A 26,901-nucleotide genomic window follows, 5' to 3' on the forward strand; every position below is an offset into this window, starting at 1 on the left:
ATGAAAACCAGTAAGCTGCTGGCCGCGGCCAGCCTTGTCACGTTCTGTTTTGCCGCAGGCGCGGCTCAGGCCGAAACGCTGCAGATGTGGGTGCGCAGCGGTATCGGCGCCTCGTTCACCAAGCTGGTCGAGGCCTATAACGCCAGCCATGAAGACAAGATCCAGATGACGGAGGTTCCCTTCTCCGAGCTGGTGCAGAAATATGCCACCGCCATTGCCGGCGGCCAGGCGCCGGACGCGCTGTCGCTCGACCTGATCTACAATCCCGCTTTCGCGGCAGCCGGCCAGCTCGAAGATCTGACCGACTGGGCCAAGGCCCTGCCCTACTTCACCTCGCTGTCGCCGAGCCACGTCAAGCTCGGCACCTATGAGGACAAGATCTACGGCCTGCCGCTGTCGGTCGAAACCTCGGTGTTTGCCTGGAACAAGGACCTCTACAAGAAGGCCGGACTCGATCCGGACAAGGCGCCAACCACCTGGGAAGAGATCTCCGAGAACGCCAAGAAGATCCGCGCCCTCGGCGATGACACCTATGGCTTCTACTTCTCCGGCGGCGGCTGTGGCGGCTGCATGATCTTCACCTTCATGCCGCTCACCTGGGGCGCCGGGGCCGACATCCTGTCGGAGGACGGCAAGACCGCGACGCTCGACACGCCCGAGATGCGCAAGGCGGTGGGCTACTATCGCGACATGGTCAAGGCAGGCGTCGTGCCGCCGGGCGCCGCCTCGGATACCGGCACCAACTTCCTGTCGATCACCAACGGCAAGATCGGCCAGCAGAACCTCGGCGCCTTCGCCATCGGCACGCTGGTCACCGAGCATCCGGACATCCACTTCGGCGTCAGCCTGATCCCGAGCGTCGACGGCAAGACCTCGTCCTTTGCCGGTGGCGACAACTTCGTCATCACCAAGGGTTCGCCGCGTGCCGCCATCGCCAAGAACTTCCTCGAATATGCCTATTCGCTCGAAGGGCAGAAGGTGATGGCCAAATACGGCAGCCTGCCGACGCGTGCCGATCTCGCGGGCGAAGTGCTGAAGGACCTCGATCCGCGCATGCAGGTCGGCGTCGATGCCATCGCCGTCGCCAAGACGCCCTACACGCTGCAGTTCAACGACCTGATCAACAGCGCCAACGGTCCGTGGGCCTCGTTCACCAACGCCGCCATCTTCGGCGACGATGTCGACGGTGCCTTCGCCACCGCCCAGGAAGAGATGCAGAGCATCATCGACAACGCCCAGTAAGGGCCTCGCGACCGACCGGCCGGAAGCGCCTTCCGGCCGGCCTTCCCTCGGACCACCGCCGGCCCGTTACGGCCCGCTCGCGCCCGATCCCTTGATCTCGACCATCCGCCACCTTGCAGGCGAATGACCAGAAGAGCGGCAGCGATGACCCTCGCCGAAAGCCTATCTCGCCCCGCCCGCCGATCGCGCCCCAAGCGCCGATCGCAGTGGAAGGGCCTTCTCTACATCGCGCCGGCCATGGCGCTGGTGATCGTCTTCTTCATCCTGCCGGTGCTGTTCACCTTCTGGATGAGCCTGCACAAGTGGCCGTTGCTCGGCGCACCCAAGTTCATCGGCCTCGGCAACTACATCCGGATGCTGTCCGACACCCGGTTCTACGGGGCGCTCGGCTTCACCGCCTACTATACGGTGATCATCACCATCGCCATCTTCGCCCTTGCCTTCCCGCTCGCCATCTTCGTCGAGCGGCAGCGGCGCATGGTCGGCGTCTACCGGACGGCGATCTTCATGCCGGTAGTGGTCGGCCTCGCCTCGGCGTCGCTGCTCTGGGTGTGGTTCGCCAACGTCGACGCGGGCTTTCTCAACCCGCTGCTCGCCTGGCTCGGCATCGTCGACCTCAAGACCAACTTCTTCGCCAGTTTCGACAGCGCCTTCTTCATCATCTGCCTGATGGTGGTCTGGAAGGTTGCCGGCTTCACCATGATCATCCTGCTGACCGGCCTGCAGGCGATCCCGACCGAACTCGGCGAAGCGGCGCGCATCGACGGCGCCAACCGTTGGAAGCGCTTCATCTACGTCACGCTGCCCTTGATGCGGAAGACCATGGCGCTGTCGCTGATCCTGTCGGTGACCGGCTCGATCCTCGCCTTCGACCAGTTCTACATCATGACGGCCGGTGGGCCGCAGAACAAGATGATCTCGGTGGTCTACTACATCTTCAACCAGTCCTTCGTGTCGTTCAACCTCGGCTACGGCGCGGCCATGTCGCTCGGCCTTCTGGTGATCCTGGTGCTGATCAGCATCTTCCAGCTCTGGCTGCTGCGCGTCGGGGAGGAGCGGCCATGACTGGCAAGAAAGAGGCCCGCGCCCGCCGGGCCCTGCTCGGCGCCGGCGGCTACCACGGCACTGGCATTCTGCTCGCCATCTTCTTCCTGGCGCCGTTTGCCATCACCATCCTCTCGTCCTTCCGTCACGGCACGGAAGCTCGGCTGCCGCCGATCCCGCCGTGGCCGACGACAGGGTTCAGCCTCGACGCCTATCGTGGTCTCGACAGCTTCGGCGCCGGCGTCTGGCAGCACACGCTGAACTCGGCAGCGGTGGCGATCGGCACGGCGCTACTCACAGTGGTGGTGAGTCTTCTCGCCGGCTACGGCTTCTCACGCTACCGCTTCATGTTCAAGAACGCGCTGTTCGTGCTGATCATCGCCACGCTGATGATCCCGTTCCAGTCGATCCTGACGCCGCTGTTCATCATCCTCGCCAAGCTGGGACTCAACAACTCACTGATCGGCCTGACGCTGGTCTACGTGACGCTGCAGCTTCCCTTCTCGGTCTTCATGATGCGCAACGCCTTCGACGCGGTGCCGAAGGAGATCGAGGAGGCCGCCCGCATCGACGGCGCCCGCGACCTCAAGTTGCTGGTGCGCGTGCTGCTGCCGCTGGTGCTGCCGGGCATCGTCACCGTGGCGATCTTTGCCTTCCTCAACTCCTGGAACGAGTTCCTGGCCGCCCTGGTGCTGCTGTCGGACAACTCCAAGTTCACGCTGCCGATCCTGATCTCGGCCGTCCGTGCCGGCCGGCTCGGCGCCATCGACTGGGGCGCCGTCCAGGCGGGCGTCACCGTGATGAGCGTGCCCTGCCTGTTCGTCTTCCTGCTCCTGCAACGCTACTACATGCGCGGCCTGATGGCCGGCGCCGTGAAGTGATCCCTCACTGGAAACCGATCATGACCAAGACCAAGAAAGACCGTCAGTTCCGCCCCGTCCCCGTGCCGTCCGTCGTGCTTGGTGGTCTGTTCGGCGCCCGTCAGGATGCCGTCTGCGCAGCCACGGCCGAAACTCTGCTCGACCGCTGCGTCGAGGCGGGCATGGTGCGGGCCATCGATACGACCCAGCCCAGCCCCGGCATCGTGCTTCCTCTTCAGCCCTGGGGCGGCTCGACGCAGATGTTCTGGGACAGCGACCTTGGCAAGTCGATCGAGACGGTGGCCTTCTCGCTCTATCGCCGGCCGAACCCGGAGCTGGAAGCGCGGGTCGACAAGATCATCGATCTCTATGAGAAGATGCAGGACGCCGATGGCTATCTGAACGCCTGGTTCCAGCGCGTCCAGCCGGGCCGACGCTGGACCAACCTGCGCGACTTCCATGAACTCTACTGCGCCGGCCATCTGATGGAGGGTGCCGTCGCCTATTATCAGGCGACGGGCAAGCGCAAGCTGCTCGACATCATGTGCCGCTATGCCGACTATATGATCACGGTGTTCGGCCATGGCCCCGGCAAGATCGCCGGCTACTGCGGTCACGAGGAGGTGGAGCTGGCGCTCGTCAAGCTGGCGCGCGTCACCGGCGAGAAGAAATATCTCGATCTCGCCAAGTATTTCATCGACGAACGCGGCACCGAGCCACACTATTTCACGGAGGAAGCCATCCGTGATGGTCGCGACCCGGCCGACTTCATTCAGAAGAGCTACGAATACAACCAGGCCCACCAGCCGGTGCGCGAGCAGAAGAAGGTGGTGGGACACGCAGTGCGCGCCATGTACCTCTATTCGGGCATGGCCGACATCGCGACCGAGTATAACGACGATACGCTGACATCGGCGCTCGATACGCTCTGGGACGATCTCGTCACCAAGCAGATGTATATCACCGGCGGCATCGGGCCGGCAGCGTCCAACGAGGGCTTCACCGACTATTACGACCTGCCGAACGAAAGCGCCTATGCCGAGACCTGCGCGTCGGTCGGTCTGGTGTTCTGGGCCAACCGCATGCTGGGCCGCGGCCCCAACCGCCGCTTCGCCGACATCATGGAGATCGCACTCTACAACGGCTCGCTCAGCGGCCTGTCGCTCGACGGCAAGACCTTCTTCTATGAGAACCCGCTGGAAAGCGCCGGCAAGCATCACCGCTGGATCTGGCACCGCTGCCCTTGCTGCCCGCCCAACATCGGCCGTCTCGTCGCCTCCATCGGCTCCTACATGTACGCGGTGGCCGATGACGAGATTGCCGTGCACCTCTACGGCGAAAGCTCGGTGAAGGCGGAGGTGGCCGGCACCAAGATCGAGCTCAGCCAGGCCACGCGCTATCCCTGGCACGGAGCCGTGCGGCTGACGCTGAAAGTGGAGAAGCCGACGCGCTTTGCCATCTCCCTGCGCATTCCCGGCTGGGCGAAGGGCGCCAAGCTTTCGATCGACGGAGGGGCGGTGGACCTCGCCTCAATCATGGTGGATGGGTACGCTCGCATCGAACACGCGTGGACCGGCCGGGAAGTCATCGACCTGGAACTGCCACTTATCCCGCGCGCCCTCTGGGCCGATCCGCGCGTCCGTCAGGACACCGGCCGCTTCGCGCTGATGCGCGGACCGCTGGTCTATTGCACCGAGGGCGTCGACAACGGCGAAGGCCTCAACGCGCTCACCGTGACGGGCGACCCGGCTCGCGCCGTAGAGAGCGAGGTGGCTGCGCTCGGCGGTGCCGTTGCGCTCGACGTCGAGGCCACGCGCGACGTCAGCACCGGGTTCGAGGGTTCGCTCTACCGCGAAACGCCGCCGGCGACGCAACCCGCCAAGGTTCGCTTCGTGCCTTACCACCTCTGGGACAACCGCGCGCCCGGCGAGATGCTGGTGTGGATGCGCGGCGGCCTCAAGAAGAGCGGGGTGTGACCGCCATGTCGGACAACGGCGTTCAGCTCATCGAGGTGCGCAAGAGCTACGGCTCGATGGAGGTCATCCACGGCGTCAACCTCTCGATCCCCGATGGCGCCTTCGTGGTGTTCGTCGGTCCGTCGGGCTGCGGCAAGTCGACCCTGTTGCGCATGATTGCCGGGCTCGAAGAGGTGACCGACGGCGAGATCGCCATCAAGGGCCGCGACGTCACCGACGTCGATCCCTCGCAACGCGGCATCGCCATGGTGTTCCAGAGCTATGCGCTCTACCCGCACATGACGGTGCGCGACAATCTGGCCTTCGGGCTCAAGATGCAGCGCACCGACAAGGCGGTGATCGACGAGCGGGTGGCGGCGGCGGCCGCCATCCTGAAGATCGAGCAGCTTCTCGACCGCCGTCCCGGCCAGCTTTCCGGTGGCCAGCGGCAGCGCGTCGCCATCGGCCGAGCCATCGTGCGCCAGCCGGAGGTGTTCCTGTTCGACGAGCCGCTCAGCAATCTCGACGCAGAACTGCGCGTTTCCATGCGTGTCGAGATCGCCCGGCTGCACCGCGAGCTCGGCAACACCATGATCTACGTGACGCACGACCAGACCGAGGCGATGACGCTCGCCGACGTCATCGTCGTGCTGCGCGACGGCCGCGTCGAGCAGGCTGGCCCACCTCGCACGGTCTACGAGGATCCCGACAACGCCTTCGTCGCCGGCTTCATCGGCTCACCGCGCATGAACCTGCTCGATGCCGTCTGGCGCGGCAATGGCAAGGTGGAGATCGCCGGACAGGTCGAAGCCGCGCCGATCTCCGGCGCGGGCCTCGTTCCCGGCGACAAGGTGACCTTCGGGCTCAGACCGGAGCACCTGATCGTTGGAGCGACGGATGGCATCATGGCGCGCGTCGACGTGCTCGAGTACCTGGGCGGCACGCGCTACCTCTACTGCCAGCTCACCGACGGCCAGCCGCTGATCGTCGAATATCGGGACGGGCCGGACGTCCGTTCCGGCGATACCATCACACTGGGCTGCCCGGAGAACCGACGCTATATCTTCAACGAAAGCGGCGCGCGCATCCGCTAACCTCTTCTCCGACACCTGAGAGGCAACTCGGCCCGCGCTCCCCCTCGCGGGCCTTTTCTTGTCGGCCTCGAGAGAGGGACGAATTGCGGTGATTGTCATCTTTCCTGTTCGGTAACCTCAATTTATTCTAATCTTCCCGAACGAGGTGCCGGTACCGACCCGGACGTCGTGCGTTGTGTGAGTGGGAAGGGGCATTACATGCGGGCGACAGGGAGGAAAAGACCCTTGGGCAGCGCCCGTTTTGTCGCCATTGCGGCATCGCTGCTTTCCACTTCGCTGTGCCCTTACGACGCTACCGCCTTCGAGCTTTTCGGCCATCGCTTCTTCGAGGCGGAGCCCGATCCCGACATATCCCCCGACGCCCAGCGCTATACGATTGCCATCGACACGGTCGGCGCCGACGACGACCTGCATGCCGCCGTGCTCGCCGCCTCGGCGCTCTGGAGCGGCCGCGACGAAACGCCGCCGCCCTCGACGGCCGCCTTCCTCAGTCGCGTCAACGCCGAATACGGTCGCATCACCGCCGCCCTCTACCGGACGGGACACTATGGCGGCGCCGTCGAGATCACCGTCGACGGCCGCGACCCCGATGCCCTCGCGCCGGATGCCGTTCTGCCGCAACCCGTGGCAGTGGCGATGCGCGTCACGCCGGGCCCCCTCTTCCGCTTCGGCAGGGTGGAGATCGCCGGGGCGCCGCCCACAGGTCCCGAGGATGCCGACTTCAAGAAGTCGACGCCGGCCGAGATCGGCCTCGCCGCCGGCGAGCCGGCGCGGGCCGGCGCCGTGACGGGGTCTGAAAAGCTCTTGATCGACGCCTGGCGACGGCGCGGCCATCCGCTGGCCAGCATCGTCAAGCGTGACACGGTCGCCCAGCACGATAGCTCGACGCTCGACGTGGAGATCACCATCGATCCCGGACCAGCCGCCACCTTCGGGCCTCTGGCCGTGACCGGCACCAGCCGCATGAACCCCGAGTATACCGCCTGGATGACCGGCATCGAGTCGGGCACGCGTTACGACCCGGCCGTCATCGAGCGCGGGCAGAAGAACCTCCGCCGTCTCCAGGTGTTCTCCAGCCAGCGCATCGAGGAGGCCAAGACGCTCGGACCCAACGGCGAATTGCCGCTGACGCTCAACGTCGCCGAACGGCCGCTCCGGGTGATCGGCGGCGGCGTTAGCTACGCCACAGAAGACGGCGCCGGCATCGAGGCCTACTGGCAGCACCGCAACCTCTGGGGACATGCCGAATCCCTCAAGCTGTCGGGCGCCGTCAACGGCATCGCCGGCGTCGACCCCAAGGATTTCAACTACGATCTCTCGGCGGTCTTCACCCGGCCGGGCGTCATCACGCCGTTCACCGACTTCACGGCCGAACTGAGCGCGACGCGGGAGACGCCCGACACCTATACCGAGACGGCCATCACGGTGAGGGTCGGGCTCAGCCACGCCATTACCGAGCAACTCGCCGCCTCGGTCGGCCTCGGCGTCACCGCCTCGCGCGACGAGGACTCGCAGGGTACGGACAACTTCCTGTTTACCGGTCTCCCGCTCGGCCTCACCTACGACAGCCGCGACGACAAGACCGATCCGCACGAGGGCTTCAACGCCAAGGCCAGCGTCGAACCGTTCTACGAGGCGAATTTCGGCAATGCCGGCGCCATCCTCGACGCTTCCGTGGCCTCTTATCTGCCAGTTGATCGCGAGGGGCGCTTCGTCATTGCCGGCCGGCTCGCCGCCGGGTCGATCCTGGGAGCGCCGATCGACGAAATGCCCAACGGCCGCCTCTATTATGCGGGCGGTGGCTCGTCGGTGCGAGGCTATGCCTATCGCAGCCTCGGTCCCAAGGAAAACGGCGTGGTGACGGGCGGCCTGTCGCATCTCGAAGGATCGCTGGAACTGCGAGCCAAGGTGACCGACAGCTTCGGCGTCGTCGGCTTCGTTGATGCCGGAAATGCTTTCGCGTCGAGCTACCCCGACTTCTCCGGCGGCCTGCGGCTCGCCGCCGGTGCCGGCATCCGCTACTACACCGGCCTCGGGCCGATACGGCTCGACGTGGCAATGCCGCTCGATCCCGAACCGGGCGATTCCACCTTCGGCGTCTACATCGGCCTCGGCCAGAGCTTCTGAGGAGGCGACCAATGAGAATGAGAGCCGCCCTTCTCGCCCTTTCCGTCATGGTCATTGCGCCGCTCGCCCTGACGCTGGCCGGCGCGCAAGAGGACGACAGCGCCGAGAAAAGCGCCTTCGTCCGCTTCGTCGAGGAGAAGATCTCGACGCCGGACCGCAAGATCGAGCTCGGCGCCATCGATGGCGCGCTGTCGTCTGACGTCCGCCTCGCCTCGATCACCATATCCGACCGCGAAGGAGTCTGGCTCCGGATCGAAGGCGTTCACCTCGTCTGGAGCCGTCTGGCTCTCCTGGGGGGGCGGCTCGACGTCGACAGCCTCGACGCGGACAAGATCGAGGTCATCCGCAAGCCGCTGCCGGCCGAGACGGTCGACCCGGCGGCGAGCGAGGGCTTCAGCCTGCCGGATCTGCCGGTGGAGGTGGACGTCGGGCGCCTCGCGGCTCCCAATGTCATCCTCGCTGCCCCCGTGCTGGGCGAGGAAGCGCATCTCGCCGTCACCGCCGCCGCCAATCTTGCAGGTGGTTCGCTCAACGCCGATCTTGCGGTGCGCCGCACCGACAGCAAGCCGGGTGAGCTGATGCTCAAGGCGGCCTATGCCGCCGAGGGCAAGACGCTCGATCTCGATTTCAAGGCCGAGGAACCGGCGGGCGGCGTTATGGCCAGCCTGCTCAACCTGCCTGGCCGGCCGTCGGTCGCCCTGACGTTGAAGGGCTCCGGCCCGCTCGATGACTTTGCCGCCGACCTGACGCTGGCCACCGACGGCGTCAACCGGCTTGCCGGCCGCACCACCATCACTCGCGACGGCGCCGGCTATCGTTTCGGCTCGGCGCTCGGCGGCGATCTCGCCGCCCTGGCGCAGCCGGACTATGCGATCTATCTCGCCGGTCGCTCGACTCTGGATCTGTCGGGCCGCGTCGACGATGCCGGTCCTGTTGTCATCGACAAGCTGACCCTCGTCGCCCCGGTCCTGACGCTGCAGGGTTCGGCGGCGCTTGCCGCCGACCATTTCCCGACGGCGATCGACATCGACGCTCGCCTCGCTGGCAAAGACGGCGCCCTGCCGCTTGGCGGCGAAGGTGCCATGACGCGGCTTGGCGAAGGGCGACTCCGCTTCTCGTTCGGACATGGCGGAGCCTGGAACCTGGAGCTTGCTGCTGAAGGCCTGTCGACACCGAGCCTCAGTGCCGGAGCGTTGGCGATCAACGGTCGCGGTGCCGCCACCGATCTCGCCGATCCACAGAAGCGCCGCATCGACTTCACTCTCAGCGGCGGCTCGAATGGCCTCAGCTTCACAGACGCAGCCCTTGGTGAAGCCGTGGGCGGCGAACTCTCCTTCTCCGGCTCGGGTCGCTGGATGGCCGGGGCTCCGCTTGCCATCGAAGCCCTGAAACTCGCAACCCCGACCGCCGAAGCGTCATTCACCGGGCAGGTGGAGAACGGCCAGATCGAAGGGCAGGAGACGCTGTCGGCCCCCTCGCTGGCTCCCTTCTCGGCTCTTGCCGGCCGGCCGCTTCAGGGTGGCGTCGACCTCTCGGCCAGCGGCACGCTCGTTCCGACGACCGGCGCCTTCGACCTGACGCTCGACGGCAATGTCGACGCGCTCATGGCCGGCATCCCCCGGCTCGACAGCCTGCTGTCCGGCGAGACGAAGCTGACAGGCCGTGTTGCCCGCGATACGTCCGGCCTCAAACTTGAGAACTTCAAGATCGCCAATCCGGCGCTGACGCTGACCGCCGACGGCAGTCACGCCCTTGAGCACACCGACATCACGGCAACGCTGACGCTGCCGGATGTCGGCCGCGTCGAGCCCAAGGCCAAGGGCGCGGCCGGTCTCATGCTGTCGCTCCGGGGCGAAGGGGGGCCGCTCGACCTGACGGCGCGGCTTTCGTCCGATCGGCTGACACTGGCCGGCAATGCCCTGGAGACCTTGGCGATAGACCTTGCCGGAAAACTCGACGGGGCCGCCTTCAACGGCTCCGTCAAGGGGACGGGCCGGGTGAAGGGCAAGCCACTGACGCTTTCGGCCGGTCTGGCAAGCGCCGAGGACGGCACCCGCCGGATCGACGGCCTTGCTCTGTCCGTCGCCGATACCCGTGTGACCGGCGACGTGGCGCTCGGCGGTCAGGGGCTGATGAACGGTCGGCTCGTCGTCGACTCGCCCGACCTCTCGGCCATTGCGCCGCTCATTCTCATGGATGTCACGGGCCAACTCTCGGCCGACGTGAGTCTTTCGCCCGACGGCGCGCAGCAGTCGGCCAAAGCCAACGTCAAGGCGGCGAACCTTGCCCTCGCCGGCAACCGGGTTGCATCGGCCGATATCAATGCCGCCATCGCCGACCTCCTGGGCGCACCGAAGATCGACGGTCGGTTTGCCGCCAAGGGCGTTGCGACTGCCGCTGCCAGCGTGACCAACGTCAACGGCACCGCCAGGAGCGACGGCGGGGCCACCGCTTTTACCGTCAAGGCCGACGGCATCACCGCGCCGCAGCTCACCGCCGCCGGAGTCTCTAGCCTGACTGCCACGGCTTCCGGCCGACTCGAAGGCGATAGGGTAACCCTCGCTGCGGCCAAGCTGACCGGCCCCGCCGGGCTCAGCGCCGAGGCCAAAGGCGTCATTCCGCTGTCGGGCAGCGGCCTTGCCGTCGACGTCCGCGGCAATCTGCCGCTGGCGCTGGCGCAACCCTTCGTCGCCGCGCGCGGCACCCGCCTGACCGGCACCGCCGCTGCCGCCGTGACGGTGGGCGGCAGTCTGGCGTCTCCCGACCTTTCCGGCCGCGTGACGGTGAGCGGCGCATCGGTGGCCGATCCCCTGACCACCATGCGGCTCGACGCCATCGACGTGGCGCTCCAGCTATCCGGCGACAGCGTGCGTATCGAACGGGCGAGCGCCACGATCAGAGGCGGCGGCCGTCTATCGGCTACCGGCAGCATCGGCCTGACCGGTGGCTTGCCGGTGGATGTCCGCGTCACCGCGACCCGGGCGCGAGTCACCGATGGCCGGATCGTCACCGCCGATCTCGGGGCATCGCTCGCGGTCACCGGTTCGATGACCAACGGCCTCACGGTTACCGGTCGGGTGGACGTCGTGCGCGCCGAGATCACCGTGCCCGAGGGCGGCGGCGGCGCGCCGGCGCCCATCGAGGTTCGACATAGGAACACACCCGCCGACGTCAATGCCACGCTAAAGCGCATCAACAAGGCGGCCGGCGGCAACCGGGCAAAGTCGGGCGGCGGCCTTTCCGTCAGTCTCGACGTCGCCGTCAATGCGCCGCGCCAGTTGTTCGTGCGCGGGCGCGGCATCGACGCCGAACTCGGGGGCCAGCTCACGGTGCGCGGCACGCTTGCCGGCGTGCAGCCGGTGGGCAGCTTCACGCTGATCCGCGGCCGCGTGCTGGTGATCGGCCAGCGCATCAATCTCACAGAGGGCACCGTGACGCTTCAGGGCGACCTCAACCCCTATCTCTCCCTGTCGGCCACGACCACGTCGGAATCGATTTCCGTCACGGCGACCGTCGAAGGCTATGCCGACAATCCGAGCATCGTGCTCTCGTCCTCGCCCGAGCTGCCACAGGACGAAATCCTGGCCCGTTTCCTGTTCAAGCGCTCGATCTCCGACCTTTCCGCCGTGCAGATCGCCCAGTTGGCAGAGGCGGTGACCCAGCTCGCCGGCGGCGGCAATGGCAATGGCATTCTTGACCGCCTGCGTGCCGGCGTCGGCCTCGACGATCTCGACGTGAACACCGACGCAGAGGGAAACGCGGCGGTGACGGCCGGCCGCTATATCACCGAGCGCGTCTATCTCGGCGTCACCGCCGGTGAAGGCGGCCGGAGCGGCGTGTCGGTCAATCTCGACATTACCGACGACGTCAAAGTCAGGGCCGAGGCGACGCAGGAACAGTCGAAGGCCGGCGTCTATTTCGAGAAGGAATACTGACGGCCGCGCGACCGAGGAGCGCGTGCCGAAGCCTTCAACATTCGTTATTTGCGCAGGCGATCAATGGCATCTTCCTAATCTGTTGGACGGATGACCAAGAGCGGCGCATCGTCCGAATCGTTTCATTCTTTTGTTCGTCCTGCCGCCGCACGGGTGGCGAGCGCGCCAAATCAAAGGCAAGCCATGCAAACCTATCAAATTCCCAGAAGCGACCTTTCGGTCTCCTCCGTCATCCTCGGTCTGATGCGCATCGCCAAGATGAGCGACGCCGATATCCAAACCCTGGTGAACACCGCCCTCGATGCCGGCATCAACATGATGGACCATGCCGACATCTATGGCGGCGAGCTGCATCTCTGCGAGAAGCGCTTCGGCGAGGCGATGAAGCTGACGCCGGCCCAGCGCGAGAAAATCGTCATCCAGAGCAAGGCCGGCATTCGCAAGGGCTTCTTCGATTTCTCCGAGGCGCACATCCTCGAAGCCGTCGACGGCTCGCTGAAGGCACTCAAGACCGACTATCTCGACGTGCTGCTGCTGCACCGCCCCGATGCGCTCGTCGAGCCGGAAGAGGTCGCCTCGGCCTTCGACAAGCTGCAGTCCTCCGGCAAGGTGCGCAACTTCGGCGTTTCCAACCAGACACCGGGCCAGATCGAGCTCCTGAAGACGGCGGTTAAGCAGCCGCTCTTGGTCAATCAGGTGCAGCTGTCGATCACCCATGCGCCGCTGGTCGCCCAGGGCGTTGCCATCAACATGGCCGGCCTTGAGCAGTCGGTCGATCGCAACCTCGGCCTCCTCGACTATTCGCGCAAGGAAGGCATGACGCTTCAGGCGTGGTCGCCCTTCCAGCGGGGCTTCTTCGACGGGCCGTTCATCGGCGACCGCGAAAACTGCGCCGCGCTCAACGACGCGCTCGATGAGATCGCCGCCGCCCATGGCGTGACGCCGACGGGCATCGCTGTCGCCTGGATCACCCGCCATCCGGCGAAGATGCAGGTGGTGCTCGGCACGACGCGCCCCGACCGCGTTAGGGAATGCGTGGCCGGCGCCGGCGTGACGCTGTCGCGCGAGGAATGGTATCGGCTGTTCACGGCGGCGGGCTACATCGTTCCCTGATGACATTTGCGGCGGTGGAGCCGTTCCGCCGCCGCGCGCCCTTCACCATGCGAAAGGACAAGATGATGAGCACGATCGATGCCAGCCTTTCCGGTCAGTTCAGAATCGGTGGCCTCACCGTCAATCGCCTGGGCTTCGGTGCCATGCGCGTCACCGGCAAGGGCATCTGGGGACCGCCCGCCGACCGAGCGTCGGCGCTCGCCACGCTCCGGCGACTGCCGGAGATCGGCGTCAACTTCATCGACACTGCCGACAGCTACGGTCCCGATGTTTCCGAGCAACTGATCCGCGAGGCGCTCCACCCCTACAAGGGCCTGCTCATCGCCACCAAGGGCGGCCTTACCCGCAGCGGTCCCGACCAGTGGACGCCGAACGGCCGGCCCGACTATCTGATCGGGCAGGCCAAGAAGAGCCTCGCCAAACTCGGCGCCGAGCAGATCGACCTCTGGCAGTTGCACCGCATCGACCCGAAGGTCCCGCGCGACGACCAGTTCGGCGCGGTGCGCCAGCTCATCGACGAGGGCATCATCGCCCATGCGGGCCTGTCCGAGGTGTCGGTCGCCGAGATCGAGGCGGCGCGGAAGGTGTTCCCGGTCGCCACCGTCCAGAACCGCTACAACCTGACCGACCGCGCCAGTGAGGATGTCCTCGCCTATTGCGAGGCGAACGGCATCGGCTTCATCCCGTGGTTCCCGCTCGCGGCCGGCAGGCTGGCCCAGCCCGGTGGCCTCGTCGATCGCATCGCCAGGGTGCATGGCGCCACGGCCGGCCAGGTGGCGCTCGCCTGGCTGCTGGCGCGCAGCCCGGTGATGCTGCCGATCCCCGGCACGTCGAGCGTGGCGCATCTCGAGGAGAACGTGGCGGCCGCCGGCCTCACGCTCAGCGCGTCCGAGCTGGCCGAGCTCAACGCAGCGTAACGGCTCGCAACGCATCGTGACCGATGCGGCGGCGACACAGATCGCCGCCGTCGGCATGGTTCGAGCAGCCAAGCCTTTCGCGCCGAGACGGGATGGGGCATTCTCCGCCCCATGCTCAAAACGTTCTTTTCCTATTATCGCCCGTATCGTGCGCTGTTTCTGCTCGACTTCACCTGCGCCGTCGTCGCGGGCCTGCTCGAACTCGGCTTTCCCTTCGCGGTCAAGATCTACATCGACCAGTTGCTGCCGTCGGCCGACTGGACGCTGATCGTCGTCGCGGCCTTGGCGCTCCTGGTCGTCTATCTGCTCAGCGCCGGCCTCAACGCCATCGTGGTCTATTTCGGCCACATGCTGGGTATCAACATCGAGACCGAGCTCAGGCGGCGCAGCTTCGATCACTTGCAGAAGCTGTCCTTCCGTTATTTCGACAATCAGAAATCCGGTCATCTGGTCGCCCGGCTGACCAAGGATCTCGAGGAAATCGGCGAGATCGCCCATCACGGGCCGGAAGACCTGTTCATCGCCGTGATGACCTTCTTCGGCGCCTTCCTTCTCATGCTGTCGGTCAATGTGCAGCTGGCGCTGATCACCGCCGCCATCGTGCCGGCCGTCGCCTTCATCACCGCCCGCTACGGCGGCCGCATGACCGAGAACTGGCATCAGCTCTATGGCCGCGTCGCCGGCTTCAACGTGCGCATCGAGGAAAACGTCGGCGGCATGCGCGTGGTGCAGGCCTTCGCCAACGAGGACCACGAGCGCCGGCTGTTCGCCATCGACAACTCCGCCTACCGCACCACCAAGCTCGCTGCCTACCGGATGATGGCCGCTACGAACGCGCTATCCTTCCTGTCGATGCGGCTCGTGCAGCTCGTCGTGCTGATCGCGGGCAGCCGTCTTGTGCTGACGGGTGAGCTGACGGCTGGCGGCTTCGTCGGCTTCCTGTTGCTGGTCGGCGTGTTCTTCCGGCCGGTCGAGAAGATCAACGCGGTGATCGAAACCTATCCCAAGGGCATCGCCGGCTTCCGCCGCTATCTGGAGTTCCTGGGCACCGAGCCGGATATCGCCGATAGGCCCGGGGCCATCGTCGCACCGCCTTTCAGGGGGCATGTGCGCTTTTCGGATGTCGGCTTCACCTATGGCGGCGACCGGCCGCTGCTTTCCGGCATCAACCTCGACATAGCCGCTGGTGAGACGATCGCCTTCGTCGGGCCATCCGGCGTCGGCAAGACCACGCTCTGCTCGCTGCTGCCGCGTTTTTACGAGGTGACCGAGGGCGCCATCTCCATCGACGGCATGGACATCCGCGACATGACCGTCGCCTCGCTTAGGCGGCAGATCGGCATCGTCCAGCAGGACGTCTTCCTGTTCGGTGGCACCATCCGCGAGAACATCGCCTATGGCCGGCTCGACGCCTCGGAGGCGGACATCGCCGCCGCTGCCGAGCGGGCACAGCTTGGCGATTTCCTGTCAGAGTTGCCCGATGGACTCGATACCATTGTCGGCGAGCGCGGCGTCAAGCTTAGCGGCGGCCAGAAACAGCGTATCGCCATCGCGCGCATGTTCCTGAAGGACCCGCCGATCCTGATCCTCGACGAGGCGACCTCGGCGCTGGATACGGCCACCGAGCGCGAAATCCAGGCGTCGCTGGCCGAGCTCGCAAAGGGTCGCACCTCGCTGGTCATCGCCCACCGGCTCAGCACCATCCACAATGCCGACCGCATCGTCGTCGTCGATGCCGAGGGTATCGCCGAGCAGGGCAGCCACGACGATCTCCTGAAGCGCGGTGGCGGCTACGCGCGCCTCTACGCGGCGGGAGGCTGAGGAACCGGCTCCCGGGCCTCCACCGTCAGGTGAACGATCTCGTGGACCGGGCGGAGACGGCGGCGCACGTCCTCGGCGTCGTCGCCGATCACCGAGACGATGGCGGCATGGCCGGCCGGGCCGACCCGCCAGAGGTGCAGGTCAACGATGCGGGCACCAGCCTTCTCCTCGACCAGTTCGCGGATCTCGCCTTCGACATGGGGATCGGCCATGTCGAGCAGCACCGACGATGCCGCCCGCATCAGCGACCACGACCAGACGGCAATGACCGTTGCGCCGACCAGCCCCATCGCCGGATCGAGCCAGATCCAGCCGAGGAAGCGACCGCCCAGCAGCGCGGCAATGGCAAGGACCGAGGTCAGGGCATCGGCCAGCACGTGGACATAGGCGGAGCGGAGATTGTTGTCATGGCCATGCTCGGCATGGTCGTGATCGTGATGATGATGGTCCGGACCGAGCAGAACGGCGCTCAGGAGATTGACCAGGAGGCCGAGCACGGCGACGGCCGTCGCCTCGGAGAAGGCAACCGGTTGCGGGTTGAGGAAACGAAAGACGGACTCGATGGCGATGCCCAGCGCCACGAGACCGAGAATCAACGCCGACGCAAAGCCGGCGAGGTCACCGATCTTGCCGGTGCCGAAGGTGAACCGCCGCTCGCCGGCATAGCGCCGGGCCAGAAGATAGGCGACGGCCGCCACCGTCAGCGCTCCGGCATGCGTGGCCATGTGAAAGCCGTCGGCAAGCAGCGCCATCGACTTGAACACCAGGCCGGCAATGATCTCGCCGATCATCATGCTCAGCGTCAGAAGAACGACCCAAAGTACGCGTCGGGTGTTGCGTTCGTGATGGTGACCGAGAAAGACGTGGTCGTGAACCACCCCGCCTGCATCGGGCTGCTGCATTGCCTGCCTCATTTTCCGTAGCGACGGATGGCATCCATCAGCTCGTCGGCCGCTGCCGTCCGCGTTGCATCGTCGATGCCGGGGCGAGCGACATGCTCGCGAAGGTGCCCCTCGATCAGTTCGTCCATCAGGCCCAGAACGGCCCCGCGGACAGCCGCCACCTGATGCAGGACGACGGCACAGTCCGCCTCGTCCTCCAGCGCTTTCTCAATCGCCGCGACCTGTCCGGCGATACGCCGGATACGAGCGAGCAAGGGTTTTTTGTTTGTCGTGGTGTGCATGATAGGATACCCTCCTATCCTATACAGATATGAGCCGATGGCAAGTGCCACCAGCTGCTCATTGTAAGTCGGACGCTTCCATGGAAAAAGCCGGCACCCCCGTGGGGGATGCCGGCCTTGTCTTGCATGCCACCCCGATTTCGGAGCGGCCCTTGCGGAGAAGCGGTCCGTTGCTTTGTAGGTAAGCCGATCAGCGTTTCGGCTCGGGGATCCAGGGCGCCATGGAGACGTCGGCCTTGGAGAACTGCGGCAGCTTGGCCGCGAGATCGTCCATGTTCTTGATGCCCTTCTCAAGAAGCATCTGCCGGGTGATCAACGTCGGCGGCACCACCACCTGCTGGCCGGTGTCGACGCCGGCGAGCTGGAGCGCCAGCGTGCGCACGCAGACCTCACCGACGACGGCCGACGAGGTGGCCGCCGAAGCCGCCCAAGCGCTCTTGTCCTCGACCATGGCCGAAATGTCCGGCGTCGAAATGTCGGCCGAGTAGATCTTGATCTTCTCGCTGAGACCGGCCTCGTCGACGGCGGTCTTGGCACCCTTGGCGAACTCGTCATAAGGCGCGAAGATGACGGTGATGTCCGGGTTGGCGCGCAGCACTGCGGCCGTCTGGTCGGCGACCGAGTTGGCGATCGGGTTGTTCATGGTGCCCCAGTGCGCCACTTCCTGGATGCCCGGATACTTCTTCTTGAAGGCCTGCCAGGTCTCGTCGCGACGGTCGAGCGGTGCGATGCCCGGCACGTAGACGTAGCCGGCCTTGAAGCTCTCGCCATTGTCGACGATCGCCTGCTCAAGGGCGAGGCGGGCCAGTTCGCGGTCATTCTGCTCGATCTGCGGGATGGCCTGGTTCTCGCAGTTGACGTCGAAGGCGACGACCTTGAAGCCTTCCTCCACCGCCTGGGCGGCCGGGTCCTTCAGCGTCTCGGTCAGGCCGTGCTGCAGGATGATGCCGTCGACGCCGAGGTTCATGGCCTGCTGCAGCATTTCCGCCTGCAGCGCCGCGTCCTGGCGGGAGTCGAGCACGTGCAGGTCGAAGCCGAGCGCCTCGGCCTGGCGCGTCACGCCGGCGAGGTAGAACTGGAAGAAGTCGCCGGTGGAAAGATAACGCACCAGGGCGATCTTGATCTTGCGCTCGCCGACGATGCCCGGGGCACCGGCGATGCCCTCGGCAAAGGCGGCACGGAGCGGCAGGCCGCCGGCCACCGTGGCAGTGGCAAGGCCGGCAAGAAATGTCCTTCTGTCGATAGTCATTTTCTCACTCCTCAAATGACGTTTCCATTGACCTTTTCCGGGACGCGCCTCCTCCGCGCGCCGCGGCTTACCTCGCGTTTTCCAATTGGGCCGAAGCCGGCTCAGCGACGCTGCGAGGAGGCGAAGCCGAAGGTGAAGAGCAGGGCGAAGACAAGGACGAGGCCCTTGACGAAGTCCTGCGCGTAGTAGGGGGCGTTGAGCATGGTGAGGCCGTTGAGCAGCGTGCCGACGAACAGCGCGCCGACCGCCGTGCCGAATACGTTGGGCTTCTTGGCGCCCAGCACGGCGTAGCCGATCAGCGCGGCAGCGACGGAGTCGAGCAGCAGCGATGAGCCGGAGGTAACGTCGCCACGGCCGACGCGGGCGGCAAGCAGGATGCCGCCTATCGAGGCGAACAGGCCGGAGATCATGTAGGCGGCGATCTTGTAGCGCTCGACCGGCGCGCCGGCGAGGCGGGTGGCCTTTTCATTGCCGCCGATGGCATAGAGCACGCGGCCGTAGCGCGAGCGCTCCATGAACACCCAGAGGATCACGGCGGCCACCAGCATGATGATCACCGGCAGGGGGATCAGGTCGAACAGGCGGTAGCGGCCAAGCGCCAGGAAGGCGTCGGTAAAGGTACCCGTCGCCGCCGAGCCGTCGGACAAGGTCATGCCCTTGGCGATCGAGCGGCCGCCGGTCGGAATGAGCTGCAGGCCGAGCAGCAGGAACATCATGCCGAGCGTCGCCAGAAGGTCGGGGATGCGTCCCTTGACGATCAGCACGCCGTTCAAAAAGCCGATGAAGGCGCCGAGCAGCAGGCAGACGATGACGGCGAGCAGCGTGCCCTGATTGAGAATCACCATCACGTAGCTCGACGCCATCAGCGACATGGCCGCCGTCGAGCCGATGGACAGGTCGAAGCCGGCGATGGCCAGCGTAACCGTGACGCCGAGCGCCAGCAGCGCCGTGACTGACACCGCCTGCAGGATGGAGAACATGTTGCGGGCGTTGGCGAAAGCCGGCTCCAGGCGCCAGAAGACGACGACCATCACGGCCAGAATGATCAAGAGGCCGAACTTGATGACAAAGTCCTTGAAGGAGAAGGCGGGCTTCGCCGTGCCGGTCTGCACGGCGGCCGCCGGCGCGGCCGGATTGGGAGCCGGATTCGACGAGGGGGTGCTCATGATGAAAGCCTTTTGTCTCTGAAAGCGTCAGGCGAAGGTTGCGTGGGTGCCGGCGCCGCTGATCTCCGCGACCAGGGCGTCGAGCGACAGCCCATCGATCGAGTGACCGCCGACCACCGAAAAGTCGCGCATCACGATGATGCGGTCGGCGATTTCCGTCGCCTCCTCCAGATCGGCGCAGATGACCAGCGTCGCTCGGCCGGCGGCCGTTTCGCGCAAGCGGTGGCCGATGTCCTGGCGGGCGCCGATGTCGACGCCCTGGAAGGGTTCGTCGAGGATGAGCAGCCGGCAAGGCTGGATCAGCCAGCGGCCGAGCACGACCTTCTGCTGGTTGCCGCCGGATAGCGAACCGATCGGCACGTCGATGGAGGCGCACTTGATGGCGAGATCGGAAACCTGTCCGGTAGCCGCCCGGCGCTCCTGGTCGGGCACGACCAGAGACAGCTTGGAGAACTGCCTGAGGAAGGGCAGCGTCATGTTGTGCAGCACCGAGAACTCGGCGACCAGCGACGAATTACCCCGATCCTCGTGCGCCATGAACACGCCTTCGGCGATGGCCTGCTGCGGCGAGGCGGCGCGGAGCGGCTTGCCGTCGATCATCACCGATCCTGCAAAAGGCGTGGCCGTGCCGAACAGGCACTCGGCGAACTCCGTCTTGCCGGCGCCGATCAGACCGGTCAGCACCACCACCTCCCCTTCGTGGAGATCGAGATCGAAGGGTGCAGACGTCGGCGTGATCGCGAAGTCGCGGATTTCGACCACCGTCCGGCCACCGGCAACGGCGGCGCGGGCGCCTTCGCTGACGCGATGGCCGACCATGGCGTGGACGATGCCGTCGAAGTCGAGCGGTCGGATAAACTCGGCACGGACCCGGCCATCGCGCATGACGACGGCCCGGTCGGCGAGACGACGGATGTCGGACATGCGGTGACTGATGTAGACGATGGCCACACCGCGCGCCCGGAGATCCTCGATCAACACGAACAGCCGGGCCGCCTCCGCTTCCGATAGCGACGATGTCGGTTCGTCGAGGATCAGCACCTTAGGATCGTGCGACAGGGCGCGAGCGATGGCGACGAGCTGCCGTTCGGCCTGACCGAGTTCGCTCATCGCCTTGCCGAGCGGCAGGTCGAGGCCGAGGATCGCCTGAATGCCACGCGCCCGCGCCGTAATGGCCGCCCGGCTGAGAAGCATCGGTCCCTCGGGCCGGCAGATCTCGTCGAGCGCCAGGTTTTCGGCGACGGTCAGCTGCTGCACGACGCCGTCGTTGATGATCTGGTGAACCGTGTGGATACCGGCGGCGCAGGCTTCGAGCGGCGACCGGAAGTCCACCATCTCGCCGTCGATCTCCATCGTACCGGAATCGGCCGGATGCACGCCGCAGAGAATCTTGATCAGCGTCGACTTGCCGGCGCCGTTGGCGCCCATCAGCGCCAGCACTTCGCCGCGCTTTATGTCGAGATCGACGTCGATGACCGCATGCGTGCTGCCGAAACGCTTGTTCAGCCCACGGATGCGGATCACCTCCCTCCCTGGTTCTGTCATGCCGAAAACCGCCTCCACGGATGTTTGGCAGAGGGCCTCCTCCAGACCCGATGGCGGCAACCTAGCCACCAAAACGTCAATTGTCAATCTATCTTGACAAATGACGAAAACCAGACCAACTTCCACCTCCAACAACCTCTGCCAGCATGAGGAGCGACAAAGCGTCGTGGCGGAGGGTTGGTAGCGAGGGATGGAGAAGACCCCATGACAGACGTTCGGAGCGCCCGTACCGGCGGCGCCGACTATCGGCCGATGACCGACGGCACGCTGGCGCCCTATCTCGCCGGCTTTTCGGAAGTTGCCGCCATCCTGGGCGGGGCGGCGCAGGACTGGAAGGTCACCGAGGTCGGTGACGGCAACCTCAACCTGGTGTTCATCGTGCGCGGCCCCAGGGGATCGCTGATCGTCAAGCAGGCCCTTCCCTATGTGCGCCTCGTCGGCGACTCCTGGCCGCTGCCGCTCGACCGGTCCTTCTTCGAGAGCCAGGCGCTGATGATCGAAGACGCCGCCGCGCCGGGGTTGGTGCCGAAGGTCGTGCTGTTCGACGCCATGCAGGCGCTGGTGGTCATGGAAATTCTCACGCCGCATATCATCATGCGCAAAGGACTGATCGACGGCGTCGAGTTCCCGCTTTTCGCGGCGACGCTGTCGGAGTTCATGGCCCAGTCGCTGTTCAAGACCTCCGATCTCTATCTGCCGGCTGCCGAAAAGAAGCGGCAGATGGCGGTGTTCTGCGCCAACACCGAGCTCTGCCGGATCACCGAGGACCTGGTGTTCACCGATCCCTACCGGGCGGCCAAGCTCAACCGCTGGACCTCGCCACAGCTCGACGACATTGCCCTGGAGTTTCGCGCCGATGGCCCGCTCAAGGCGGCCGCCCAGGCGATGAAGCTGAAGTTCCTGAGCCACGCCGAGGCGCTGGTGCACGGCGACCTGCATTCCGGCTCGATCATGGCGACCAGCACGGATGTTCGGGTGATCGACCCGGAGTTCGCCTTCTTCGGGCCCATGGGCTTCGATGTGGGCGCACTGATCGGCAATCTGATCCTCGCCTATCTCAGCCAGATCGGCCACGAGGACAAGAAGGGCGGACGGGACGCCTACCGCGCCTGGATCCTGAGGCAGATCACCGACGTCTGGACGCTGTTCTCGGCCCGTTTCGTCGAGCTTTGGTCGACCGAGGGCAAGGGGGACGCCTTCACCGCCGAGCTGTTCACCGATGCGGCGAGCCGGGCGGCGCTGGCGGAAGAACAAGCCCGCTACATGCGCGCGCTGTTCGAGGACACGCTGGGCTTTGCCGGCTGCAAGATGATCCGGCGCATTCTCGGTCTCGCCCACGTCGCCGATTTCGAGAGCATCAGCGACAAGGATCTGAGGGCGAGTGGCGAACGGCGGGCTCTGCGCCTCGGCCGGGACCTCGTTGTCAACCGGACGCGCTTTGCCGATATCGAGGCCGTTGCGGCCGCCGTGGTCGCCGCCGACGCCACCCGCTGACGGCCACCGGCCGCATTCGAGACCCCTGGGCGGCTGCCAGCCGCCCGCCACAAGTGGACCGTCCGTCGCGCTGAGGCGCGCGACGGCGATCGGAGGCCTTTCATGAAAATCTACGGCAAATCCATGCGGACGATCTGGGTTGCGGACGACAGCTGGGGCGTCGAGATCATCGACCAGACCAAGCTGCCCTTCGAGGTGACGACCCGGACCCTTCGCTCCTGGCAGGAAGCGGCAACGGCCATCCGCGACATGGTGGTACGTGGCGCGCCACTGATCGGCGCCACCGGCGCCTACGGTCTGGCGCTGGCCATGCGCGAGGACTCCTCCAACGAGAACCTCGAGCGGGCCTACACCGCCCTGCTGGCCACCCGCCCGACCGCCGTCAACCTCCGCTGGGGTCTCGACGACCTCAAGGGGCGCCTTCTCAAGGTCGCCCCTTCCGAGCGCATGGGCCTTGCCTATCGCCGCGCAGCCGAGATCTGCGACGAGGACGTCGAAACCTGCAAGGCGATCGGCCGGCATGGTCTCGCCATCATCCGCGAGCTCTGGGAGAAGAAGGGCAAGCCGCCGCGCTTCAACGTTCTCACCCACTGCAACGCCGGCTGGCTCGCCTGCATCGACTGGGGCACCGCGCTCGCCCCCATCTACATGGCCTTCGAAGCGGGCATTCCCATCCATGTCTGGGTCGACGAGACGCGGCCGCGCAACCAGGGCGCCAGCCTCACCGCCTTCGAGCTCGGCCAGCATGGCGTCGACCACACGGTGATTGCCGACAATCAGGGTGGCCACCTGATGCAGCACGGCCTCGTCGACATGGCGATCGTCGGTACCGACCGCACCACGGCGACCGGCGACGTCTGCAACAAGATCGGCACCTATCTCAAGGCGCTGGCCGCCCATGACAACGGCGTGCCCTTCTACGTCGGTCTGCCCTTCACCACCATCGACTGGACGCTGGAAGACGGCATCCGCCAGATCCCGATCGAGGAGCGCGACGCCCGCGAACTCAGCCACATCACCGGCCGTACCGCCGATGGCCGGCTCGAGACGGTGGACATTCTCCCGAAGGGCAGTCCCGCGCTCAACTACGGCTTCGACGTGACACCGGCCCGCCTCGTCACCGGGCTCATCACCGAACGTGGCGTCGCCGATGCTAGCCGCGAGGGTCTTCTCAAGCTCTATCCGGAGCAGACGGCCAAATGACAACCCGCCCCTGCCCCGCATCGGAGATCCGAGCCGGCGCAGGGGCGCGCGCCGGCTCCCCCCGGCAGGCGCTTCCCTTATTCGCGCGTCCTGTCGATCTAGAGTCGGCCGAGAATGTTGCGGGCCGTCGGTTCGTCGGTGATCAGCGCGGTAATGTAACCGCCACGCAGGGCGCCGAGAATGGCGTCGGTCTTGTCCGGGCCACCGGCAGCGGCAATGCGGGTCGGCACGCTGCGAACGTCGTCGAGAGTGATGCCGATCATCCGGTCGTCCATGGTGCCGCGCAGCCAGTTGCCCTCGATGTCGTAGAAGCGACCGGCAATGACGCCGACGGCGCCGTTGGCGATGTAGTACTTGCTCTCGTCGACGGAGATCAGGCCGGAGGCGAACACCAGGCTGTTGGCCTTCACCGTGCAGACGCCGAACAGCAGCTTGTTGCAGGAACGGATGCGGGCGAACTGTTCCTGGATCGTCGGTTCGCGCATCAGCGCGTCGCGCAGCGCCGCGTTGGACAGGGCCGCCGGGGCATGCAGGTTGATCGACCGGGCGTGCAGGCGACGGGCAATGAAGGCCACGCATTCCTCGGCCGTGAAGCCGTCGTAAGCCGAGCGCTGGCTGCCGATCACCTGCACGACGCAACTGTCGGGCATGGCCCTTTCCGGCAGGTTTTCGGCCAGCGACAGCACGGTACGCCCCCAGGCGACGCCCAGAACGTCGCCGTTCACCAGGATCTGGTCGAGATACTGGGCGCCGGCCCGGCCGATGCGCTCGCTCGGTGGCCTCACGCCGCCGTCGAAGGGAATGACCATGCATTCGGTGAGGCCGAAGGCCTGCTTGAGCTGCTGGGCGAGGTCGATCGAGTTCAGGAGTTCCGGCCGCACCACCACCTTGACGTAGTGCAGGTCGCGCGCCTGTTGCAGATAGTTCACCACCGTCGCCCGCGACACGCCCATCAGGTCGGCGATCTGGCTCTGCGTCATCTCGTCATGGTGGTAAAGCCAGGACGCCCACAGAAGCGGATCGGTGAGGTACTCCCCCGGCCGCGGCAGCGGCGCTCTGTTGTCCGCTTCGGCTGCCCCCGACCGGTCGGCCTTATCCTTCATCCTTGAGCGTAGCGCCATGATCTTCCAACCCCATCGCCCCGAAGCGTGACACTCCGGATCGACAATTGACAATCTGAGTTAACATAAGCACCCATCCGCGCCAAGTGCCAATGCTCGTCCGGCGTGTCGACCACGCCTGCCGCCCTTCATCCGAGGACATCAGTATGCCTGCCAGCCTTTCCGCCCTTTCCCATCTCGCCCTCCGGACGGAGATCATCGCCACCTGCCGCGAAATGAACGCCTCGGGCGTCAACCAGGGGACCTCGGGCAACGTCAGCGTTCGCGTCGGCAAGGATCGCTTTCTGGTAACGCCAACCGGCATTCCCTATGCTGGCATGACCGAGGACCAGATCGTCGAGATGACCTTCGATGGCACCTATTACGGCCCCTGCCGGCCGACCAGCGAATGGCGTTTCCACCGCGACATCCTGCTGCATCGGCCGGATATCGACACGGTCATCCACACCCACTCGATGTTCTCGACGGTGATCTCCTGCCTGCGCCGCGACATTCCGGCCGTCCACTACATGGTGGCTGCGGCAGGCGGCGAGAACATCCGCTGCGCCGACTACGCCACCTTCGGCTCCCAGGCGCTGTCCGACAACGCGTTGAAGGCGCTGGACGGCCGTCTTGCCTGTCTGCTCGCCAACCACGGGCTGATCGTGCTCGGCGCCAACCTCAGGAAGGCCTATTCGCTGCTGGTCGAGGTGGAGACCATCGCCGCTCAGTATTGGCGGACGCTTGCCGTCGGCACGCCGGTCATCCTCGACAGCGCCGAGATGCAGAACGTCTTCGCCATGTTCAAGGTCTATGGTCGTCAGGACGTGGCCGACGCCGATCTCCGCTGCGGCGGCATGGTAGCGCCTGCCGCCTGAGGCCTGCATCTTCAGACCGGCGTCGCGTATATCTCGACGCCGGGCCGATCGAGCCGGGACAGGTCGTCCGGCGCCATCAGCACGGCCGCCGTCGACAGGGCATCGGCCAGCGCGGCCTCCGGCGCCACGACGCTGACGGCTGAGAAAGCGGATGCGACGGCGCCCTTTCGGGGGTGCAGGATGTGACCGACGCGGGCGTTGGCATCGAGAAGGGTGCCGGCCATCATCGACGTGGCGACGGCGCGGTCCTTGAGGCGAAGCGTTGCCCTCAGAGACTCGTTATCAGGGCCGGAGGCAAGGCCGACCTTCCAGCCGTCGCCATTACGGCCACCGCCCAGCACCCTGATCTCGCCGATGTCGAGCAGCACGTTGTCGAAGCCGCGTGCCTTGAGGAGATCGGCGACGCGATCGGTGATGTAGCCTTGGGCGATGCCGTTCAGCGTCATCGCCATTCCCGGACGGGAAAAGCGGACCGCCGCTTCATCGAAGATCACCTGATCGAAACCGACCAGCGTCAACCGGTCGGCAAGTTCCGCCTTGGGCAGCGCATCGCTCCGCCCACCAGCGTAATGGGCGGCGTAGGCGGCAAACAGCGGCTGGACCGTGGGGTCGAACAGGCCGCCTGTCTCTCGGTGCGCGCTCCGTGCCAGCGCCAGAAGATGCAGGACGTCGGCTTCCGGTGCATCGAGCCGGCCGGCAGCATTCAGGCGGGAGAGGGCGCTGTCGGCGCGATAGAGACTGAACAACCCTTCGAGGCGGGCAATCTCCTGTTCGACGGCGGCGAAGGTCGCCTCCGCCAAAGCTGCGTCGGCGCCGACAAGTTCGATCGAGGCATGAGCGCCGAGTGCGCTGCCCGACCAGCGACGGGTGGGAGCCGCAGCGAGAGCGGCGGGCACGAAGGCGATGGTGGCGAGTGCTGCGCCGATGTGGATGAAGCGGCGCCGGGCGATGGGCCGGGCTAGGAGGTCTGCCATG

At 66.0% G+C, this 26,901-nt stretch carries 20 protein-coding genes; 13 read left to right on the forward strand and 7 right to left on the reverse strand.

Going from position 1 to position 26,901, the window contains the following annotated elements; translation table 11 throughout:
- From CXZ10_RS09570 to CXZ10_RS09615, 10 genes are all read left to right on the forward strand, one after another.
- Positions 1-1,242, forward strand: coding sequence for an ABC transporter substrate-binding protein (locus tag CXZ10_RS09570; protein WP_101288911.1), 1,242 nt, complete (start codon positions 1-3; stop codon positions 1,240-1,242).
- Between the two features lie 144 nt (positions 1,243-1,386).
- Positions 1,387-2,307 (forward strand): carbohydrate ABC transporter permease, encoded by a 921-nt coding sequence (locus CXZ10_RS09575; RefSeq protein WP_101288912.1) that lies wholly within the window; start codon positions 1,387-1,389, stop codon positions 2,305-2,307.
- A complete protein-coding gene (locus CXZ10_RS09580) occupies positions 2,304-3,167 on the forward strand; it encodes a carbohydrate ABC transporter permease (RefSeq protein WP_101288913.1) in 864 nt (287 codons plus the stop codon). The genes CXZ10_RS09575 and CXZ10_RS09580 overlap by 4 nt, the downstream gene beginning before the upstream one ends.
- Before the next feature lie 20 nt (positions 3,168-3,187).
- Positions 3,188-5,122, forward strand: coding sequence for a glycoside hydrolase family 127 protein (locus tag CXZ10_RS09585; RefSeq protein ID WP_101288914.1), 1,935 nt, complete (start codon positions 3,188-3,190; stop codon positions 5,120-5,122).
- Positions 5,123-5,127: 5 nt separating this feature from the next.
- Positions 5,128-6,195 (forward strand): ABC transporter ATP-binding protein, encoded by a 1,068-nt coding sequence (locus CXZ10_RS09590; protein WP_101289009.1) that lies wholly within the window; start codon positions 5,128-5,130, stop codon positions 6,193-6,195.
- A 225-nt stretch (positions 6,196-6,420) separates the two neighbouring features.
- Entirely contained in the window at positions 6,421-8,322 is a 1,902-nt protein-coding gene (locus tag CXZ10_RS09595; protein WP_180335929.1) for an autotransporter assembly complex protein TamA, read from the forward strand.
- An 11-nt stretch (positions 8,323-8,333) separates the two neighbouring features.
- Complete coding sequence (locus CXZ10_RS09600; RefSeq protein ID WP_101288916.1) at positions 8,334-12,257, forward strand: translocation/assembly module TamB domain-containing protein; 3,924 nt, start codon at positions 8,334-8,336, stop codon at positions 12,255-12,257.
- A 183-nt stretch (positions 12,258-12,440) separates the two neighbouring features.
- Entirely contained in the window at positions 12,441-13,370 is a 930-nt protein-coding gene (locus CXZ10_RS09605; RefSeq protein WP_101288917.1) for an aldo/keto reductase, read from the forward strand.
- A gap of 65 nt (positions 13,371-13,435) precedes the next feature.
- Positions 13,436-14,287: an aldo/keto reductase gene (locus CXZ10_RS09610; RefSeq protein ID WP_101289010.1), complete on the forward strand. Its 852-nt coding sequence runs from the start codon at positions 13,436-13,438 to the stop codon at positions 14,285-14,287.
- Positions 14,288-14,398: 111 nt separating this feature from the next.
- Complete coding sequence (locus tag CXZ10_RS09615) at positions 14,399-16,108, forward strand: ABC transporter ATP-binding protein (RefSeq protein ID WP_101288918.1); 1,710 nt, start codon at positions 14,399-14,401, stop codon at positions 16,106-16,108.
- Here CXZ10_RS09615 and dmeF read toward each other — a convergent pair.
- The 5 genes from dmeF to CXZ10_RS09640 all read right to left on the reverse strand — a co-directional run bounded on the left by dmeF (position 16,090) and on the right by CXZ10_RS09640 (position 21,251).
- Positions 16,090-17,010, reverse strand: coding sequence for a CDF family Co(II)/Ni(II) efflux transporter DmeF (gene dmeF, locus CXZ10_RS09620; RefSeq protein ID WP_101288919.1), 921 nt, complete (start codon positions 17,008-17,010; stop codon positions 16,090-16,092). The genes CXZ10_RS09615 and dmeF overlap by 19 nt on opposite strands.
- A gap of 8 nt (positions 17,011-17,018) precedes the next feature.
- Positions 17,019-17,291 carry a metal/formaldehyde-sensitive transcriptional repressor gene (locus tag CXZ10_RS09625; protein ID WP_101288920.1) on the reverse strand — a complete coding sequence of 91 codons (273 nt, stop codon included), beginning with the start codon at positions 17,289-17,291 and terminating at the stop codon, positions 17,019-17,021.
- A 190-nt stretch (positions 17,292-17,481) separates the two neighbouring features.
- Positions 17,482-18,540: a substrate-binding domain-containing protein gene (locus tag CXZ10_RS09630; RefSeq protein ID WP_101288921.1), complete on the reverse strand. Its 1,059-nt coding sequence runs from the start codon at positions 18,538-18,540 to the stop codon at positions 17,482-17,484.
- 101 nt (positions 18,541-18,641) lie between these two features.
- A complete protein-coding gene (locus CXZ10_RS09635) occupies positions 18,642-19,706 on the reverse strand; it encodes an ABC transporter permease (protein ID WP_101288922.1) in 1,065 nt (354 codons plus the stop codon).
- Between the two features lie 27 nt (positions 19,707-19,733).
- Positions 19,734-21,251 (reverse strand): sugar ABC transporter ATP-binding protein, encoded by a 1,518-nt coding sequence (locus CXZ10_RS09640; protein ID WP_101289011.1) that lies wholly within the window; start codon positions 21,249-21,251, stop codon positions 19,734-19,736.
- A gap of 204 nt (positions 21,252-21,455) precedes the next feature.
- Between CXZ10_RS09640 and mtnK the strand changes: the two genes are divergently transcribed.
- The gene (mtnK, locus tag CXZ10_RS09645) at positions 21,456-22,745 is read left to right on the forward strand and encodes an S-methyl-5-thioribose kinase (protein WP_101288923.1); all 1,290 of its coding nucleotides are present in this window, start codon (positions 21,456-21,458) and stop codon (positions 22,743-22,745) included.
- A 102-nt stretch (positions 22,746-22,847) separates the two neighbouring features.
- The gene (mtnA, locus tag CXZ10_RS09650) at positions 22,848-23,948 is read left to right on the forward strand and encodes an S-methyl-5-thioribose-1-phosphate isomerase (protein ID WP_101288924.1); all 1,101 of its coding nucleotides are present in this window, start codon (positions 22,848-22,850) and stop codon (positions 23,946-23,948) included.
- A 98-nt stretch (positions 23,949-24,046) separates the two neighbouring features.
- Here the strand turns inward: mtnA and CXZ10_RS09655 are convergent, their stop codons facing one another.
- Entirely contained in the window at positions 24,047-25,069 is a 1,023-nt protein-coding gene (locus CXZ10_RS09655) for a sugar-binding transcriptional regulator (RefSeq protein ID WP_101288925.1), read from the reverse strand.
- A gap of 146 nt (positions 25,070-25,215) precedes the next feature.
- Here CXZ10_RS09655 and CXZ10_RS09660 point away from each other — a divergent pair, with 146 nt between their 5' ends.
- Positions 25,216-25,926 carry a class II aldolase/adducin family protein gene (locus CXZ10_RS09660; protein ID WP_101288926.1) on the forward strand — a complete coding sequence of 237 codons (711 nt, stop codon included), beginning with the start codon at positions 25,216-25,218 and terminating at the stop codon, positions 25,924-25,926.
- Positions 25,927-25,937: 11 nt separating this feature from the next.
- On the opposite strand, the gene CXZ10_RS09665 is transcribed toward CXZ10_RS09660, so the two are convergent.
- Positions 25,938-26,900: an FAD:protein FMN transferase gene (locus CXZ10_RS09665; protein ID WP_101288927.1), complete on the reverse strand. Its 963-nt coding sequence runs from the start codon at positions 26,898-26,900 to the stop codon at positions 25,938-25,940.
- Position 26,901 lies beyond the last annotated feature (1 nt).

The organism is Pleomorphomonas diazotrophica, from assembly GCF_002844595.1.
Lineage (GTDB): Bacteria > Pseudomonadota > Alphaproteobacteria > Rhizobiales > Pleomorphomonadaceae > Pleomorphomonas > Pleomorphomonas diazotrophica.

What these genes read in the sequence shown, in the direction of transcription:
- CXZ10_RS09570 (WP_101288911.1), top strand. Translation starts at nt 1, where the DNA reads ATGAAAACCAGTAAGCTGCTGGCCGCGGCCAGCCTTGTCACGTTCTGT.
- CXZ10_RS09575 (WP_101288912.1), top strand. Translation starts at nt 1,387, where the DNA reads ATGACCCTCGCCGAAAGCCTATCTCGCCCCGCCCGCCGATCGCGCCCC.
- CXZ10_RS09580 (WP_101288913.1), top strand. Translation starts at nt 2,304, where the DNA reads ATGACTGGCAAGAAAGAGGCCCGCGCCCGCCGGGCCCTGCTCGGCGCC.
- CXZ10_RS09585 (WP_101288914.1), top strand. Translation starts at nt 3,188, where the DNA reads ATGACCAAGACCAAGAAAGACCGTCAGTTCCGCCCCGTCCCCGTGCCG.
- CXZ10_RS09590 (WP_101289009.1), top strand. Translation starts at nt 5,128, where the DNA reads ATGTCGGACAACGGCGTTCAGCTCATCGAGGTGCGCAAGAGCTACGGC.
- CXZ10_RS09600 (WP_101288916.1), top strand. Translation starts at nt 8,334, where the DNA reads ATGAGAATGAGAGCCGCCCTTCTCGCCCTTTCCGTCATGGTCATTGCG.
- CXZ10_RS09605 (WP_101288917.1), top strand. Translation starts at nt 12,441, where the DNA reads ATGCAAACCTATCAAATTCCCAGAAGCGACCTTTCGGTCTCCTCCGTC.
- CXZ10_RS09610 (WP_101289010.1), top strand. Translation starts at nt 13,436, where the DNA reads ATGAGCACGATCGATGCCAGCCTTTCCGGTCAGTTCAGAATCGGTGGC.
- CXZ10_RS09615 (WP_101288918.1), top strand. Translation starts at nt 14,399, where the DNA reads ATGCTCAAAACGTTCTTTTCCTATTATCGCCCGTATCGTGCGCTGTTT.
- dmeF (WP_101288919.1), bottom strand. Translation starts at nt 17,010, where the DNA reads ATGCAGCAGCCCGATGCAGGCGGGGTGGTTCACGACCACGTCTTTCTC.
- CXZ10_RS09625 (WP_101288920.1), bottom strand. Translation starts at nt 17,291, where the DNA reads ATGCACACCACGACAAACAAAAAACCCTTGCTCGCTCGTATCCGGCGT.
- CXZ10_RS09630 (WP_101288921.1), bottom strand. Translation starts at nt 18,540, where the DNA reads ATGACTATCGACAGAAGGACATTTCTTGCCGGCCTTGCCACTGCCACG.
- CXZ10_RS09635 (WP_101288922.1), bottom strand. Translation starts at nt 19,706, where the DNA reads ATGAGCACCCCCTCGTCGAATCCGGCTCCCAATCCGGCCGCGCCGGCG.
- CXZ10_RS09640 (WP_101289011.1), bottom strand. Translation starts at nt 21,251, where the DNA reads ATGACAGAACCAGGGAGGGAGGTGATCCGCATCCGTGGGCTGAACAAG.
- mtnK (WP_101288923.1), top strand. Translation starts at nt 21,456, where the DNA reads ATGACAGACGTTCGGAGCGCCCGTACCGGCGGCGCCGACTATCGGCCG.
- mtnA (WP_101288924.1), top strand. Translation starts at nt 22,848, where the DNA reads ATGAAAATCTACGGCAAATCCATGCGGACGATCTGGGTTGCGGACGAC.
- CXZ10_RS09655 (WP_101288925.1), bottom strand. Translation starts at nt 25,069, where the DNA reads ATGGCGCTACGCTCAAGGATGAAGGATAAGGCCGACCGGTCGGGGGCA.
- CXZ10_RS09660 (WP_101288926.1), top strand. Translation starts at nt 25,216, where the DNA reads ATGCCTGCCAGCCTTTCCGCCCTTTCCCATCTCGCCCTCCGGACGGAG.
- CXZ10_RS09665 (WP_101288927.1), bottom strand. Translation starts at nt 26,900, where the DNA reads ATGGCAGACCTCCTAGCCCGGCCCATCGCCCGGCGCCGCTTCATCCAC.